11 protein-coding genes and 1 pseudogene are annotated in these 13,824 nt (G+C 61.1%); 8 read left to right on the top strand and 4 right to left on the bottom strand.

Annotated elements, in window-relative coordinates; translation table 11 throughout:
• Window positions 1-129: 129 nt before the first annotated feature.
• From ACMGFM_RS14600 to ACMGFM_RS14585, 4 genes and pseudogenes are all read left to right on the top strand, one after another.
• The gene (locus tag ACMGFM_RS14600; RefSeq protein ID WP_436903393.1) at window positions 130-1,833 is read left to right on the top strand and encodes an acyl-CoA mutase large subunit family protein; all 1,704 of its coding nucleotides are present in this window, start codon (window positions 130-132) and stop codon (window positions 1,831-1,833) included.
• Between the two features lie 39 nt (window positions 1,834-1,872).
• A pseudogene (locus tag ACMGFM_RS14595) lies at window positions 1,873-2,004 on the top strand (hypothetical protein); the annotation flags it as partial.
• A 55-nt stretch (window positions 2,005-2,059) separates the two neighbouring features.
• Window positions 2,060-2,224: a transporter associated domain-containing protein gene (locus tag ACMGFM_RS14590; protein ID WP_436903392.1), complete on the top strand. Its 165-nt coding sequence runs from the start codon at window positions 2,060-2,062 to the stop codon at window positions 2,222-2,224.
• Between the two features lie 95 nt (window positions 2,225-2,319).
• Window positions 2,320-4,695: a DUF7527 domain-containing protein gene (locus tag ACMGFM_RS14585; protein ID WP_436903391.1), complete on the top strand. Its 2,376-nt coding sequence runs from the start codon at window positions 2,320-2,322 to the stop codon at window positions 4,693-4,695.
• 18 nt (window positions 4,696-4,713) lie between these two features.
• Here ACMGFM_RS14585 and ACMGFM_RS14580 read toward each other — a convergent pair whose 3' ends face one another.
• Window positions 4,714-5,019, bottom strand: a complete 306-nt coding sequence (locus tag ACMGFM_RS14580) for a hypothetical protein (protein ID WP_299277645.1) — start codon at window positions 5,017-5,019, stop codon at window positions 4,714-4,716.
• 174 nt (window positions 5,020-5,193) lie between these two features.
• Here ACMGFM_RS14580 and ACMGFM_RS14575 point away from each other — a divergent pair, with 174 nt between their 5' ends.
• A complete protein-coding gene (locus tag ACMGFM_RS14575; protein WP_436903390.1) occupies window positions 5,194-6,558 on the top strand; it encodes an adenylosuccinate synthase in 1,365 nt (454 codons plus the stop codon).
• On the opposite strand, the gene ACMGFM_RS14570 is transcribed toward ACMGFM_RS14575, so the two are convergent.
• Window positions 6,559-8,874, bottom strand: coding sequence for a PAS domain-containing protein (locus tag ACMGFM_RS14570; protein ID WP_436903389.1), 2,316 nt, complete (start codon window positions 8,872-8,874; stop codon window positions 6,559-6,561).
• A 175-nt stretch (window positions 8,875-9,049) separates the two neighbouring features.
• On the opposite strand from ACMGFM_RS14570, the gene ACMGFM_RS14565 reads away from it, so the two are divergent.
• Together ACMGFM_RS14565 and ACMGFM_RS14560 are read left to right on the top strand one after the other, a co-directional pair.
• Entirely contained in the window at window positions 9,050-9,244 is a 195-nt protein-coding gene (locus tag ACMGFM_RS14565; RefSeq protein ID WP_436903388.1) for a methytransferase partner Trm112, read from the top strand.
• Window positions 9,245-9,277: 33 nt separating this feature from the next.
• On the top strand, window positions 9,278-9,835 hold the full coding sequence (locus ACMGFM_RS14560) for a DUF7524 family protein (protein WP_436903387.1): 558 nt from the start codon (window positions 9,278-9,280) through the stop codon (window positions 9,833-9,835).
• On the opposite strand, the gene ACMGFM_RS14555 is transcribed toward ACMGFM_RS14560, so the two are convergent.
• Both ACMGFM_RS14555 and ACMGFM_RS14550 read right to left on the bottom strand, forming a co-directional pair.
• The gene (locus ACMGFM_RS14555; protein WP_436903386.1) at window positions 9,832-10,170 is read right to left on the bottom strand and encodes a hypothetical protein; all 339 of its coding nucleotides are present in this window, start codon (window positions 10,168-10,170) and stop codon (window positions 9,832-9,834) included. The genes ACMGFM_RS14560 and ACMGFM_RS14555 overlap by 4 nt on opposite strands.
• A complete protein-coding gene (locus ACMGFM_RS14550) occupies window positions 10,167-12,608 on the bottom strand; it encodes a penicillin acylase family protein (protein WP_436903385.1) in 2,442 nt (813 codons plus the stop codon). The genes ACMGFM_RS14555 and ACMGFM_RS14550 overlap by 4 nt, the downstream gene beginning before the upstream one ends.
• A gap of 239 nt (window positions 12,609-12,847) precedes the next feature.
• Here ACMGFM_RS14550 and ACMGFM_RS14545 point away from each other — a divergent pair, with 239 nt between their 5' ends.
• Window positions 12,848-13,813: a transcription initiation factor IIB gene (locus tag ACMGFM_RS14545; RefSeq protein ID WP_436903384.1), complete on the top strand. Its 966-nt coding sequence runs from the start codon at window positions 12,848-12,850 to the stop codon at window positions 13,811-13,813.
• Window positions 13,814-13,824 lie beyond the last annotated feature (11 nt).

Below are 13,824 nucleotides of genomic sequence, written 5' to 3'. Positions count from 1 at the left end.
ACCGTCTCAGCCACAGCCCCAGCACCGAACAGGAGTTCGATATATGGGATTCCATCGGTCGGCCTGTACGCCCACCCGCCGGCTCGAACCGTCGGTATTTTCATCACTGACCCACCCGTACCATCGAGTATGTTCGACGAGGAGGAACTCGCGGAGATACGTGAGCGTCGGGGGGAGTGGGAATCCGAACGGCTCGACCCGGTACTCTCGAAACACGGGGAACGACAGGAGCGCTTTGGGACAGTCTCGAATATGGACGTCGAGCGGCTGTACACGCCCGAGGACGTTGCCGACATCGACTACGACGAGGACCTCGGCTTTCCGGGAGAGCCGCCGTACACGCGCGGTGTGTATCCGACGATGTACCGCGGCCGGACGTGGACGATGCGCCAATTTGCTGGCTTTGGCACCGCCGAGGAGACCAACAAGCGCTTTCACTACCTGATCGAGGAGGGCCAGACCGGGCTCTCGACGGCCTTCGATATGCCGACGCTGATGGGGATCGACTCTGACCACCGGATGGCAAACGGCGAAGTCGGTAAAGAGGGGGTCGCCGTCGACACGCTCCGGGATATGGAAATCCTCTTCGACGGCATCGACCTCGACGAGATTTCCACCTCGTTCACGATTAATCCCAGTGCCGTCGTCATCTACGCGATGTATCTCGCGCTCGCTGACGAGCAGGGCGTCGACCGCGCCGAGGTTCGCGGCACCCTCCAGAACGATATGTTCAAAGAGTTTATCGCACAGAAAGAGTGGGTCGTCCCGCCAGAGCCCTCGCTGAAGATTACGACCGATGTGATAGAGTACTCAGCCGAAGAGACGCCGAAGTTCAAACCCGTTTCTGTCTCAGGCTATCACATCCGTGAGGCTGGCTCGACTGCCGTCCAGGAACTGGCCTTTACGCTCGCCGACGGGATGGCCTACGTCGAGGACTGTCTCGACCGCGGGATGGATGTCGACGAGTTCGGCCCGACGCTGTCGTTTTTCTTCAACTCTCACAACTCGCTGTTCGAGGAAGTAGCGAAGTTCCGGGCGGCCAGGCGTATCTGGGCGCGGATTATGGCCGACTGGTACGGCGCGGAGAGCGAGGCCGCCCGACAACTCAAGTTCCACACCCAGACCGCCGGCCAGTCGCTGACAGCCCAGCAGCCGATGAACAACATCGTTCGCGTGACGATTCAGGCACTGGCAGGCGTCCTCGGCGGCACCCAGAGCCTCCACACCAACAGCTACGACGAGGCCCTGGCACTGCCGAGCGAGGACGCCGTTCGCGTCTCGCTGCGCACCCAGCAGATCATCGCCGAGGAGTCCGGCGCGGCCGACATTGTCGACCCGATGGGTGGCTCCTTCGCTGTCGAAGCACTGACCGACCAGGTTGAACAGGAGGCGATGGAATACATCGAGGAGATCAAATCGCTCGGCGACGGGTCGATGCGGGCGGGCGTGCTCAAGGGCATCGAAGATGGCTACTTCCAGCGCGAGATTCAGGACGCTGCCTACGAGTACCAGCGCCGCGTCGAGCGCGGCGAGGAGACTGTCGTCGGCGTCAACGAGTACGAAATCGAGGAAGATACCGAGCCAGAGATTCTGACTGTTGATGAAGACACGCAAGAACGCCAGCGCGACCGCCTCGCCGAGGTCAAAGCCGAACGAAACAACGAAGCCGTCGAAGAGGCACTCGCGGAGGTTGCCGAGGCGGTGGATAACGACGAAAATGTTGTTCCGGCAGTTGTCGACGCAGTCAAAGCCTACGCCACGATGGGAGAGATTATGTCAGTCTTTGAGGAGCAGTACGGGACCTACCGAGAGACAATCAGTGTCGCCGACTGATCAGGCAAACAACTTACCAGCCCCGACCGCAGGTACGTCGTGCGGTTTCTCCCGTCACGGTGCTCGGCTGCAATCGTGTTGTTGACTGCGATTAGCGGCTTCTTCTCGAGCAGTGAACTGGCAGTCTTTTCGGTTGCACGGCATCGCATCGACAGCCTCGTCACCGAGGGCCGAGCCGATTCAGTCTGTCGCCGGTAAGACAGCCGTTGGCAGCGAGTGAGCCACGGTGACCTATCTCGACGAGCAACTCGGGCTGGCGCTGGCAACTGACGGTCCCTACGAGACTATCGCGGGGCTGGTCACACACCAGATTGGGCGGTTAGCCGAGGAAGGCGACCAGATTGAACTGCCAGACGCCGTGCTGACTATCGTCGCAGCGGGCGACCGATGAGTCCGACGCGTTCGTATCGATACGTCAGACCAGAGCGATAACTGAGACGACATCGCCGCAAAGTATATACCCCGCTTCTAACTTTTTGAAAGACAATGAGTACACGCGTAGTCGATCAGGTCGACTCTTGGGACGACCGGTCCTTTGACGGCGGGTACCGCGAACTGCAGGACCTCGCTGACAGGGAGTTTTCGGGCGTCATCCGCGCCGGTGGGGCGGAACTCTACATGACACGCGGCGTCGTTGTTGGTATCCAACGCGGCGATATCGAGGATTTCCAGTCAGGCGGAACAGTCTACCAGTCTCCGACGGACGCACTCCCGCTGTTGGCGGTCATGCAGGAGCGAAGTGACGAGGTGCGCGCGAAATATTACACCGAAGACACCAGCATCTCCAAGGTCAACAAGACACTGTCCGACGGCGGCTTTACTGGCTTTATCGAGCTCTCCGAGAACGTTCTCAGTGGTGACTACTATCTCGTCTATCACGCCGGCACGTCGATGAGCGTCGCCTACGTCGGCAATAACAGCCGACTACTCGAAGGCGACGAAGCCTTCGAAACGGCTGACGACGAGGTTGGCATCTACGAAGTACGCCCGGTCGATATCGACCCGATCGACATTCCCGAACCAGAAGACGACGCAGCCAGTGCTGGGGTGACCGCTGGGGAGACAGACGAGCCAGCGGCCACAGAAGCCGACGAACCTGAGGAGACGGACACTGAGGAGACACAGACGGACTCCACGGCGGCGTCTGCAGATGACGCAGAATCCACGGAGCCAGCGACAGAGGCGGCCACAGCGCCTGCAGACGACACCGAAACGGCGCGGGCCGACAACGGATCCGCGTCCGAGTCTGTCGACCGCTCACAGGGCGAGCCTGCTGCCGAAGCCACCGAGAGTGAGCCAGAGCCCGCCGAACAGACCGAGTCAACGCCGGCTGCGCAGACCTCCCAGACACAGGCCCAGCGCCAGGACCGCCAGCCGGCCGGGCAGGACCGCGCGCGCCGGCGCCGAACTGAAGAGAACTCTGCCGAAACGACACAGCCGACCCAATCAGAGCCGCCGGATCGCCCCGGGCCCGAACAGACGCAGTCCCGCGAGCGCCGGGCCGGAAACGGGGCGTCGGCGGGCCAGACGGGTCGCTCTCGCCAGCCCCAATCGTCACAGGAACCCGCCAGAACAGAACGGCGTGGTCGGCAGACCCAGCAGTCGAGCCGACAGGATGTCGAAACGCAGGCTATCCCGTCGCTCGACCCTGACCAGACCGCAGTTCCCGACGCTGCAAGCGAGTCCGAAGAGCCCACACCGACGGCAACTGCTGTGAGCGAGCCAGCCCCAGAGACTGAGCCGACACCCGACCGGACGGAGCCGACGCCGGACGGAGCCGCGTCCGAGCCAGCGCCAGAACCCGAGTCGACACCAGAGCGAACAGAGTCGCGCCCACCTCGTGAGGAACCTGCGCCGACAGCACAGGAGCCGGCCGAACCAGCAGCGGAGCCAGAGCCAGCAGGTGTCGACCCCGAACGCGTCGAAGAACTCGAATCCGAACTCTCCGAGAAAGACGAGGAAATCGACCGGCTCGAAGGCGAACTCTCCACAGTTTCCGAGGAGCGCGATAACCTCGAGACCGAACTGGAGACGCTGCGCGAGGAGCGCGATGAACTCCAGAGTGAGGTCGAGGAACTACGTGACGAACTCCACAGACTCGAAGAGGAACTCGGCGCGGCGACAGACGCTGACCGACGGCTGAGCGCCGAGGAGGCGCTCTCGGGCACGGATATTTTCGTTCGCTACCACTCGAAAGGGCAGGCGACACTCGAAAAAGCCCACGGTGGGAGCACGCGCAAGGAGGATGTCAACGAGAATCTCCGTCTGGAGAAACACACACAGTTCGACGCCAACACCGTCGCAGTCGGCGGCCAGTCGTACCACGAATTCCTCGAATCGACGCTCGAGTACCAGTTCGTGCAGTGGGTGATTCGAGACCTGCTGTTCGAGATTCGTGACACGGGCCACCAGAAAGCGCTGGTTGACCTCTACGACGTCCTGCCGCGTATCGACCGGGCAGAACTGTCCGGTGTCATCGACGTGACCTACACCGAAGACGGCCAGGAGACACAGAGTCAGGAAGGGTTCGACATCGTCCTGCGGGACCGCATGGGTAACCCACTGCTCGCGGCCAACCTCAACGACTCCCGCGAGGCCACCACGGACTCGATGATGGAACGACTGATTACGTCGGCCGAGCGTGTCGGCCAGTCAAGCGGTGGCTTCTCGGGTGCGTTCTTCGTAACCGAGAGCTTCTTCGACCCCGGCGCGCTGGAGATTGCCAGCGACGCGACACAGGGTGGCCTGCTCAGTCGTGACAAACGCAAAAGCTTCGTCAATCTCTCGCGCAAACGAGGCTATCACCTCTGTCTGGTCGAAGCGAGAAACGAGAACTTCCATCTGGCGGTCCCAGAGCTCTAGCGCCGAAACACTGTTCCGTTAGCCTTCGACTTCTGCGACTTCGTCGATTTTCATCCCGTCGAGTTTCTCGCCGATGTGGTCGATTTTGCCGTCCAGATCCTCGACGAACTCTTGGGTATCTTCCGTCGTGATTGCGCCCTGGCTCGATGGCTCGATGAGGTTTTCCTCTTCGAGGACGCGCAGGGAGTACCGGACCTTGTGGTGCGGGTAGCCAGTCTCGTTGGACATCTTGACGATCCCGATCGGCTCGTTTTCGATTACCATCCGAAGGACCTGAAGATGGCGTTCCAGCATATCCACTTCTTTTTCGAGTCTGTCTATCATGACAATTGTTAACTTGTGGTGGCCGGATTTAAAGGTTGTTGTCGTACAGCGACAATACAGCAGAACGAGTCGCTGATATGGCAACATTCGACAAGGCCCTGTATAAAAGCTTCGGCAGTGGCGGGCTGTGACGGACCGTAATCGGTTTACCCCATTGGCGGGAATTGGGCCGTGATGACCGTTACTATCGTCGGCGCGCAACTCGGCGACGAGGGCAAAGGTGGGATCGTCGATCTGTTCGGCGAACCTGCCGATGTCGTCGCCCGGTATCAGGGCGGTGACAACGCCGGCCACACTGTGGTACACGAAGGGGTTGAGTACAAACTATCGCTCGTTCCTAGCGGGGCAGTCCGTGGGAAAATCGGGGTGCTCGGCAACGGCTGTGTCGTCAATCCGAGAACACTGTTCGACGAACTCGATACGCTCGCCGACCGTGACTTGGACCCCGATGTCCGGGTCGCCCGGCGTGCGCACGTGATTTTCCCCTATCACCGCGTGCTCGATGGGATCGAGGAAGATGTCAAAAGTGAAACCGACGACGAGGTCGGGACGACCGGTCGCGGAATCGGCCCAACCTACGAGGACAAGGCCGGCCGGCGCGGCCTCCGTATCGGTGACCTGACCGACGAGGACGTGCTTCGGCGGAAACTCGAATACGTCGTCCCGCAAAAGCGTGCGCTCGCTGAGGATGTCTACGGCGTCGATGTCGGCGAGAAGTTCGATATCGACGCGCTGTTCGAGGAGTACCGCGAGTACGGCACCCGGCTCGCTGACGAGGATATGCTCGTCAACGCCGGAGACTTTCTCGCAGACCGCCTCGACGCGGGAGACAACATCATTTTCGAGGGTGCGCAGGGGACACTTATCGACATCGACCACGGAAACTATCCGTACGTCACCTCCTCGAATCCAACTGCTGGCGGCGCAGCTACCGGCACTGGACTCGGACCTGACGTTATCGGCGGCGGCGAGATAATCGGTATCGTGAAGGCGTATCTCTCCCGCGTCGGCAGCGGACCGATGCCGACCGAACTTGCCGGTGTCGAAGGGGATACACCCGGCTACGAGGGCAACGCCGGCGAACGCGAGGAAACACTCGCGACGGAAATCCGCGAGGCGGGCGGCGAATATGGAACCGTTACTGGTCGACCGCGACGTGTCGGCTGGCTCGATATGCCGATTCTCCGTCATGCCACCCGCGCGAGTGGCTTCAGCGGACTCGCGGTCAACCACATCGACACGCTGGCTGGCTTCGACGAACTCAAAATCGGCCACTCGTACACCCTCGACGGCGAGGAAGTGCTGACCGTCCCTGCCACCACCGGGGAATGGGCCCGGTGTGAGCCAAACCTCCGGACCTTCGAGGGCTGGGACGACGCTGACTGGGAGGCCGTTGCCGCCGACGGATACGACGCACTGCCGGAGAACGCACAGACGTATCTCGACTACATCAGCGACGAACTCGACACGCCAATTTATGCTGTGGGTGTCGGTCCCGGCCGCGAACAGTCTGTTGTCCGCGAGCGCCCCTTCGAGTAGCTACCCGGTCGGCAGTTCGAGTTCGACAACCGTTCCGCGGGGTGTTCGGTCTCGCACGGTAATCGACCCGCCAGAGCGCTGTACGGTCCAGTAGACCAGCCAGAGTCCGAGGCCGCTGCCGTGATAGAGGTCTTCGATTGCCCGCCCGCTTTCGAGCACATCTCGGTCCATCTCTGCCATTCCGGGACCGTTGTCGGCAACGCGGAGGACGACGGACTGCTCGTCTTCTTCGAGCGAGAGGTCAACGCTGGGGTCTGACTGGTCGTTGTGGGCAACGGCGTTCGTGACCAGTTCATCGACCGCCTTGCGAAGGCCAGTAACAGCCGAGACCAATACCTCCCGGTCGGGGATGTCAAGCGTGACTGCAACGCCGTCATCGACGTTGCTGGCGCCCTGCGTCAGGACATCTGTTGCGTCGATCGACACTCGGTCAGGTTGCTCGCTCAGTACGTCGGTAATCGCGCGGGACTTGGTGCTCGTTGTCAGCAACTCTTCGGCGTGGTTCTGGATTCCCTCCGCAGAGTCCGCGACTGGGCCACTCGCGCCGGCAGCAATCCGTTCGGCCTCTAAGCTAATGACGGTCAGGTCGTTGCGGAGGTTGTGCCTGAGCACTCTGTCCACGACCCGGAGCTGTCTGGCACGCTCCTCTCGCTCGGTTACGTCTCGCAGGACAGCGACGAAGCCCGCGTTGTCATCACCAGTACCAAGGGGGTAGTACCGAACATCGAGAATACGCTGGCTGCCATCCGCGTGGTCTCGCGTCATCTTGTACTTGACCGTCTCGCCGTCGAGTGCGCGGTCGACGTTGTCCGTCACTATCTTGTCAGGTGTCACGCGCTGGGAATTGACTCCGCGAATCGACTCCTGGTCGAGGCCGTGATAGGCACAGTACTGTGGATTCGCGAAGAGGTATTCACGATTCTCGTCGACGGCACAGATAAGGTCAGTCGCGCCGTCGACTGCCCGTTTGTACTGTTCTAGTTCTGCCTCTCGGTCTTTGAGGTCGGTCACGTCACGGTAGAGTGACAGCGTGCCAGCAAGTGCCCCTGTCTCGTCGTAGTATGGGTACTGCTGGGCGCTGAACGTTTTCTCGATGCTCGTCTCTGAGAACTGGACGGAGAGTTCGTACTCGATTGCCTGTTCAGTGTCGAGCACTTCCTGTCGTTTCTCGGCGACGTGCGCTGCGGCGTCGTCATCGAGATACAGCGACTCGTCTGCGCCGATAATATCGCTGCTGTCGTAGCCCGCGTACTCGCTGAGAGCCTGGTTCGCAAGCAAGTGCTCACCGTCACAGTTCTGGATCGCAATAGGGTCCGACACGCGCTCGACAATCTCACGATACTGCTTGAGTTCGCGGGCGTGTCTGGCCAACTCTGCGCTCATCTCGTTGAACTGAGCGCCAATCTGTTCCCACTCCTGTGACCCCCCGACAGAAATTTGTGTGCCGTACGAGCGCTCCGCCAGTCGGTCGAACCCTGCCAACAACTCGTCGATCTGATTGAGATTCGACCGCTTGAACCACGCTCCGAATCCGAACAGACAGAGAAGTACGAGCCCGCCAGCACCGAGTTGGAGGCTGGTAACGAGCTGTGTCTCTGCTGCGCTGTCGTCGACTTGTGTCGCCGTCACTGTCCACCCTGTCGGGCTGATGGTGGCATTTGCCGAGGTGTACTCGGCGTGGTCGTCGAAGGATTTGGAAGCGTACAGTTGCTGGCTGCCGGCGACGATTCTCACCTCGTGGGCTGTGCCGCCGATTACCGACAACGAGTCGAGAAAGTCGCCGTCACGGATGTGCAACGCAGCGGTCAGCACTGCAACAATCGAGTTGTCTTCTCTGACTGGCGTCGAGATGGTGACGACCAGGTTTCCTGTTTCAGCTTCAACTGGGTCACTCACGTAGGTCTGGCCAGCGAGTCCTTCTCTCACGTAGGTCCGGTCGCTGAACTCACTCCCAATCACCTCTGCCCGGCGGTCAGCAGTGAGTCCCGCTGATTCGATGGCTGTCATTGTCCCGTTGGCGCGAACGACCGAAACTCCGTGGAACGGTGTTTGTTCGACGAGTCGTTGTAATGTTGCTCGACGCTGTTGGCTAGCGTCCAGTACTGCCGGGTCGGTCGCAGCCAGTTCGACCGTTCGAGCGCGTTCTGCCAGCAGCGTCTCGACCTGTGTGGCGGTGGCCGTTGCTGCCGTCTCGGCGGATTGCTGTTCGCGGTCAGAGACTGCGCCGTCGTACAGCTGGAAGCCTGAAACGACCGCCACACCGAGCACTACTGCGACAATCGCGATTACGACGGCAAACGCACGGCGAAGTTTCATGTCGGGACTGAACCGCCACCGGATCTGTTCGGGGGTCGGTTATAGCGGTTTTCTGTGACGCCGCATATATAGTTACAGCCCACTGTGACCTGTTTGATAACGGCGACGTCGCTCACGAGAAACGGCGGCGACAGCGAGCGCAAATGCTTTGTCTTGGCCCTCGCAACGTGTGCGTATGCAAGAGGACCTGATGGAGATTCTGTGCTGTCCGCTGGATAAACACGAACTCGACCTCGAGGTCACCGAGCAAGATGACGGCGAGATTCTGACAGGAACGCTCACCTGTACCGAGTGTGGCGAAGCCTACCCAATCGAGGACGGGATTCCGAACCTCCTCCCGCCAGATATGCGTGAGGAGTCTCCAGCCTGAACGTTTTTCTACTCGCCGGACAGAGATTGAGTTGTGCCAGATACGTTGCCGGTTCACGTCAGCCGAGAGAGCCTCCACAGTCTCGAGGTTCCGGCTTCCTACGAGACGACTGGGACCTTCGACATCAGGCTGATCAACCACGCTGAATCCCTCCACGTCCACGTCCATCTCGACGACCCGCTCTCTGAAGTCGCCCGTCTCGACGCCGGCAACCACTACGTTGAAACGGAGTCCGAGCGGTACGTCCGCGTCACTGTCGACACTGACCGGCTCGACGGCGAGGACCAACTGGGCAAACTCAAAGTTGCGACGGCCTATGGCTCCGAGACACGGTGGGTTGACGTGACTGTTAGCGAACCCGAACCGGAAGCAAACAACGTCGCGGTTGACGAGTCACTCGCCACCCCACAACCCCGCACGGACGACGAGGCGTCTATCCCACCGGTTGTTCCGGTTCTCGCCGTCGGCGGACTAGCACTGTTGTTGTTCGCCGTTGCGGCGGTGTTCCTTGAGGGGACAGCAATGTGGCTCGGTGCTCTCGTTCTCGCGGGCGGCGTGTTGACTGCCTCGTTTTTCTTACTGCGCGATTAGACGATGCCGCGGACGAGACTGCCGATGACTGGCGCGATAAGCCCGACAGCGACAGCAATCCAGACGAACTGTCCAGTCGCGAGTACCTCCCCCAGCACACCCCCAAACATGAGTGTGCTCACCCAGACGAGCAGGACGACCACACCGAACCCGAGGCCACCGAGCAGTGCGCGCTTGAAACTGGTCGCGACGAGTCCGACCAACGCGCCGCCCGCGACGAGACCCAGCCAGTGGAGACTGGCCAGTCCGAGTCCCGCAACTGTTGCGACAATCAGTCCGACCCAGTGAATCAGTGGCTCCTCGCGGAGTCGGCCAAGACCGGGGACGGAACTCATTGGTCACCTCCGACGTATTCCGTCTCAACGTCACCGTCGATTTCACGGCTGAGTTGGCGGTACTCGCCGTTGGCCCAGCGGCGCAGTTGACTACTGTAGTTCTCTGAGTAGTACCGTCCGGAGTTGCCCCCGGGCAGGATAGCCCGGTACTCACCGTCGAGGTCAACCTGCATCTCCCAACTCCCACCCCACGGGCCTCGGGTGCCGAAGTTTCTGACGGTCCACCCCGAGCCACTCCGGGGAATCGACTCGTAGCCCAGGAAATCCAGTTGGGTCAGGTGTTCGATCAGCCCCGTGTGGGACATGTCGCCGTAGGTTTCCTCACCGTTGTCCTCGATTGTGTCGAGTGCTGTCCGGAGTGCACGGCGAATCACCGGTGCTCGACCCCCAGGACCGAACCAGTCGCTGTCTGCCGGCAGTTCGAGCACTCGGCCATCCGAGGGGTAAAACTCCTCGTCGAGTCCGGCCTCCTCGAAGTCCTCACCGAGTAGTTCGTCGCGGTAGGCGTTCGTCCAGCGCTGGAAGATGAGCGCGGCCTCAGTTTCGTGGTCCATCCGGTAGTCCCACTCGTCGAGCGTTGCCGCTGCGTCCTGTAACTCGTCATCCTCCGCACGAACCGCGTCGACGATAGCGTCGACGATTGTCGCGGCCCGACCGTCTCGCACGTCGCGTCCGACAGTCCCGAGATACGAGCGGTCTACCGCCGCACCTGATTCGACACGCTCGTCGAGTAAGTCGTAGATTCGCTCGGCTCGGTACGGGTCGGAGTACGACTCCGCGAAGTAGTACGGCAGTTCGTCGTCGGGGATGATCTGTTGGTTTGCGGTCGCGAGATACTCGGGATTGAGCGCGTGTGGCTTCTCCGCGAACGGAACGAAGCCGTCCCAGCTCGGCCGCTCGAACGGCTCGAAGCCCGCCCACTCTCCTTCGGGGCGCGAGCCGTCGAAGACGCCGTCACCGTCGAGTGCCTCCGGACTGTCCCACGAGACCGTCTCGCCCGGCGGCTGTCTAATTGGGTGTTTCCCGACAGTGTAGTACAGCGTATTGTCGTCCTGGTCGGCATAGAGGAAGTTCTGTGACGGGATGTCGAACTTCTGGATTGCGTCAAGTGTCTCATCGAGCGATTTGCTCCGGGTCAGTTCGTACAGTGCAATGGTGGTCTCGGTGGCAGCGTGGCCGGTCCACGCGACGCCGACTTCCTGTTCGGCCTCCTCGATAACTGGCCCGTGGACCGTGGACCGGACCGTGACCGTCTCGTTCTCGGCGCCGTCGACTTCGATCACCTCCTCGCGAGTCTCGAACTCTCGGCGCTCGTCGCCGTACTGGTAGCTATCACCGTCGCTGTCGTAACTGTAGAAATCGATTACGTCGTTGTTGGCGTTCGTAAAGCCCCAGGCAGCGAAGTCAGTCTCGCCGATGACGACTTCGGGCACGCCCGGGAACGCGACGCCGCGGACGCGGTGGTCTGGTCCGTCGAGATGCATCTCGTACCAGACCGGCGGTGCCTGCAGACCCAGATGGGGGTCGTTGCACAGAATCGGAGCGTCACCATCTGCCAGGTCCGAGTTGACGACCCAGCTATTCGAGCCGAGATTTTCCTGTGGCTCGTAGGCACTGAGATACTCGACGAGTTCTTTGTCGACAGTTCCCGATGGCCGCTGTCGGGATTCGATTGGTCTCTCGCCTGTCGAATCGCTGTATAGCTGTTCAGCCTCGTCAATCCGGTACTGCTCGGTTCGGTACTGCTCGCGGATGATCGGCACGTCGTGGTCCATCCGTGCCTGGTAGAGTTCGTCGACGAGTTCCGCATCAAATTCCTCCTCCAAAAGCGCCCGGCGAAGGCTCCAGAAGCTACCCGTCAACTGCCAGGCGATAATCTTCTCGATGAGCATCGAATCCGCGGGCGTCCACGGCTCTGGCTCGTAGTCGAGCAACTGGAAGCCAATCGACAGCTCCGCGTCCTCGAACCCGTCGGTGACTCCCTCGGCGAAGGCGTCCAGAATCGGTTCGACAACCGTGCCCTCCAGATGTGTTGCGGTGGCCTCCGCAGCCTCTTTGAACTGCAACTGGCGGTGAAACCGGTCAGTCTCGACGGCAGCCTCACCGACGACTTCGGCGACTTCGCCCCTGAAGAGTCGCCGCTGGAGGTCCATCTGGAACCCCCTGTCGATTGCCTGTACGTGTCCGGCCGCGTAGTACAGTGCCTGCTCGTCATCGGCTTCGATGTTCGGAACGCCTTCCTCGTCGTACCGTACTGTTGCCTCCCCGTAGGGACTGTCGACGGTGCTCGGGCGGTCCGGAGTTGCGGCCCCCCAGACACCACCCGAAAGCGGTGCGAACTGCTCGAGGATATCCCCGACTGGCGAGAGTGCGCCGCCGAGGACAGACGCACCCACAATCCCCCCGAGAACGGCACGTCTGGTCCGTTCTTCGACCATACACCCACTGTCTGCCCGGGGATACGTAAGTTATTGCACTCCCGAAAACGGCCGCCGCTCTGTGACGTGCTGTCTCCATTACATTTAAACCCGTCAGCTGATGACAGCAGAACGCCTTATATACCGGGTCGAGCCCGTGACCAGCCTGAGGATTCCGGTATATTTAAATATCTTTCGGGAGTACAAATATTTAGCTATTACCCCGGGTATTCCGCCGGTTGACCCGGTTATATCCACCAATGAGCAACCGAAACACGCGGACACGGACGAACGAACAGGAACAGACTGAAGAGCAGACGGACGCCTCGCTTGACTGTCCGGAGTGCAGCGGGACTGTCGTCGCCGACGACGAACACGGCGAGACGGTCTGTACGGACTGTGGTCTCGTCATCGAAGAGGATTCAGTCGACCGCGGCCCGGAGTGGCGAGCGTTCGACGCCAAGGAGAAAGACGAGAAATCCCGCGTCGGTGCACCGACGACGAATATGATGCACGACAAGGGGCTGTCGACGAATATCGACTGGCGAGACAAGGACGCCTACGGCAACGCGCTGTCGGGCAAACAGCGCAAGAAGATGCAGCGCCTGCGCAAGTGGAACGAGCGCTTCCGAACCCGTGACTCCAAAGAGCGCAACCTAAAACAGGCACTCGGCGAAATCGACCGGATGGCAAGTGCCCTCGGTCTGCCCGAGAACGTCCGCGAAACGGCGAGTGTGATTTACCGCCGCGCGCTGGACGAGAACCTGCTGCCAGGCCGTTCTATCGAAGGCGTCTCGACGGCGTCGGTCTACGCCGCCGCCAGACAGGCTGGCGTTCCTCGCTCTCTCGACGAGATTACGGACGTGTCCCGCGTCGAGAAAAGCGAAATCGCCCGTACGTACCGCTACGTCGTTCGAGAACTCGGTCTGGAAGTTGCGCCGGCCGACCCCGAGAGCTACGTGCCGCGGTTTGCCTCCTCGCTGGGTCTCTCCGAGGAATCCGAGCGCCGCGCCCGCGAACTGCTCCAGAACGCCAAGGAGAAAGGCGTCCACTCCGGCAAGTCGCCGGTTGGACTCGCCGCGGCCGCCGTCTACGCCGCTGCCCTCCTGACCAACGAGAAGACGACCCAGGCAGCAGTCAGCGAAGTGGCGGACATCTCCGAAGTGACTATCCGCAACCGATACCACGAACTGCTGGAAGCCGAGCAGGACATTCCGATTGCCTGAAGCGTCAGGCC

Origin of the sequence: Halovenus halobia (assembly GCF_051414135.1) — an archaeon.
GTDB classification, from domain to species: Archaea; Halobacteriota; Halobacteria; order Halobacteriales; family Haloarculaceae; genus Halovenus; species Halovenus halobia.
Note: the sequence above shows the minus strand (reverse complement) of the source record. Positions and strands in the feature narration are given on the sequence as shown.

Excerpts from the sequence above, each read along its gene's own strand:
- ACMGFM_RS14580 (WP_299277645.1), bottom strand. The coding sequence starts at position 5,019 with ATGATAGACAGACTCGAAAAAGAAGTGGATATGCTGGAACGCCATCTT.
- ACMGFM_RS14545 (WP_436903384.1), top strand. The coding sequence starts at position 12,848 with ATGAGCAACCGAAACACGCGGACACGGACGAACGAACAGGAACAGACT.
- ACMGFM_RS14585 (WP_436903391.1), top strand. The coding sequence starts at position 2,320 with ATGAGTACACGCGTAGTCGATCAGGTCGACTCTTGGGACGACCGGTCC.
- ACMGFM_RS14570 (WP_436903389.1), bottom strand. The coding sequence starts at position 8,874 with ATGAAACTTCGCCGTGCGTTTGCCGTCGTAATCGCGATTGTCGCAGTA.
- ACMGFM_RS14600 (WP_436903393.1), top strand. The coding sequence starts at position 130 with ATGTTCGACGAGGAGGAACTCGCGGAGATACGTGAGCGTCGGGGGGAG.
- ACMGFM_RS14565 (WP_436903388.1), top strand. The coding sequence starts at position 9,050 with ATGCAAGAGGACCTGATGGAGATTCTGTGCTGTCCGCTGGATAAACAC.
- ACMGFM_RS14555 (WP_436903386.1), bottom strand. The coding sequence starts at position 10,170 with ATGAGTTCCGTCCCCGGTCTTGGCCGACTCCGCGAGGAGCCACTGATT.
- ACMGFM_RS14575 (WP_436903390.1), top strand. The coding sequence starts at position 5,194 with ATGACCGTTACTATCGTCGGCGCGCAACTCGGCGACGAGGGCAAAGGT.
- ACMGFM_RS14550 (WP_436903385.1), bottom strand. The coding sequence starts at position 12,608 with ATGGTCGAAGAACGGACCAGACGTGCCGTTCTCGGGGGGATTGTGGGT.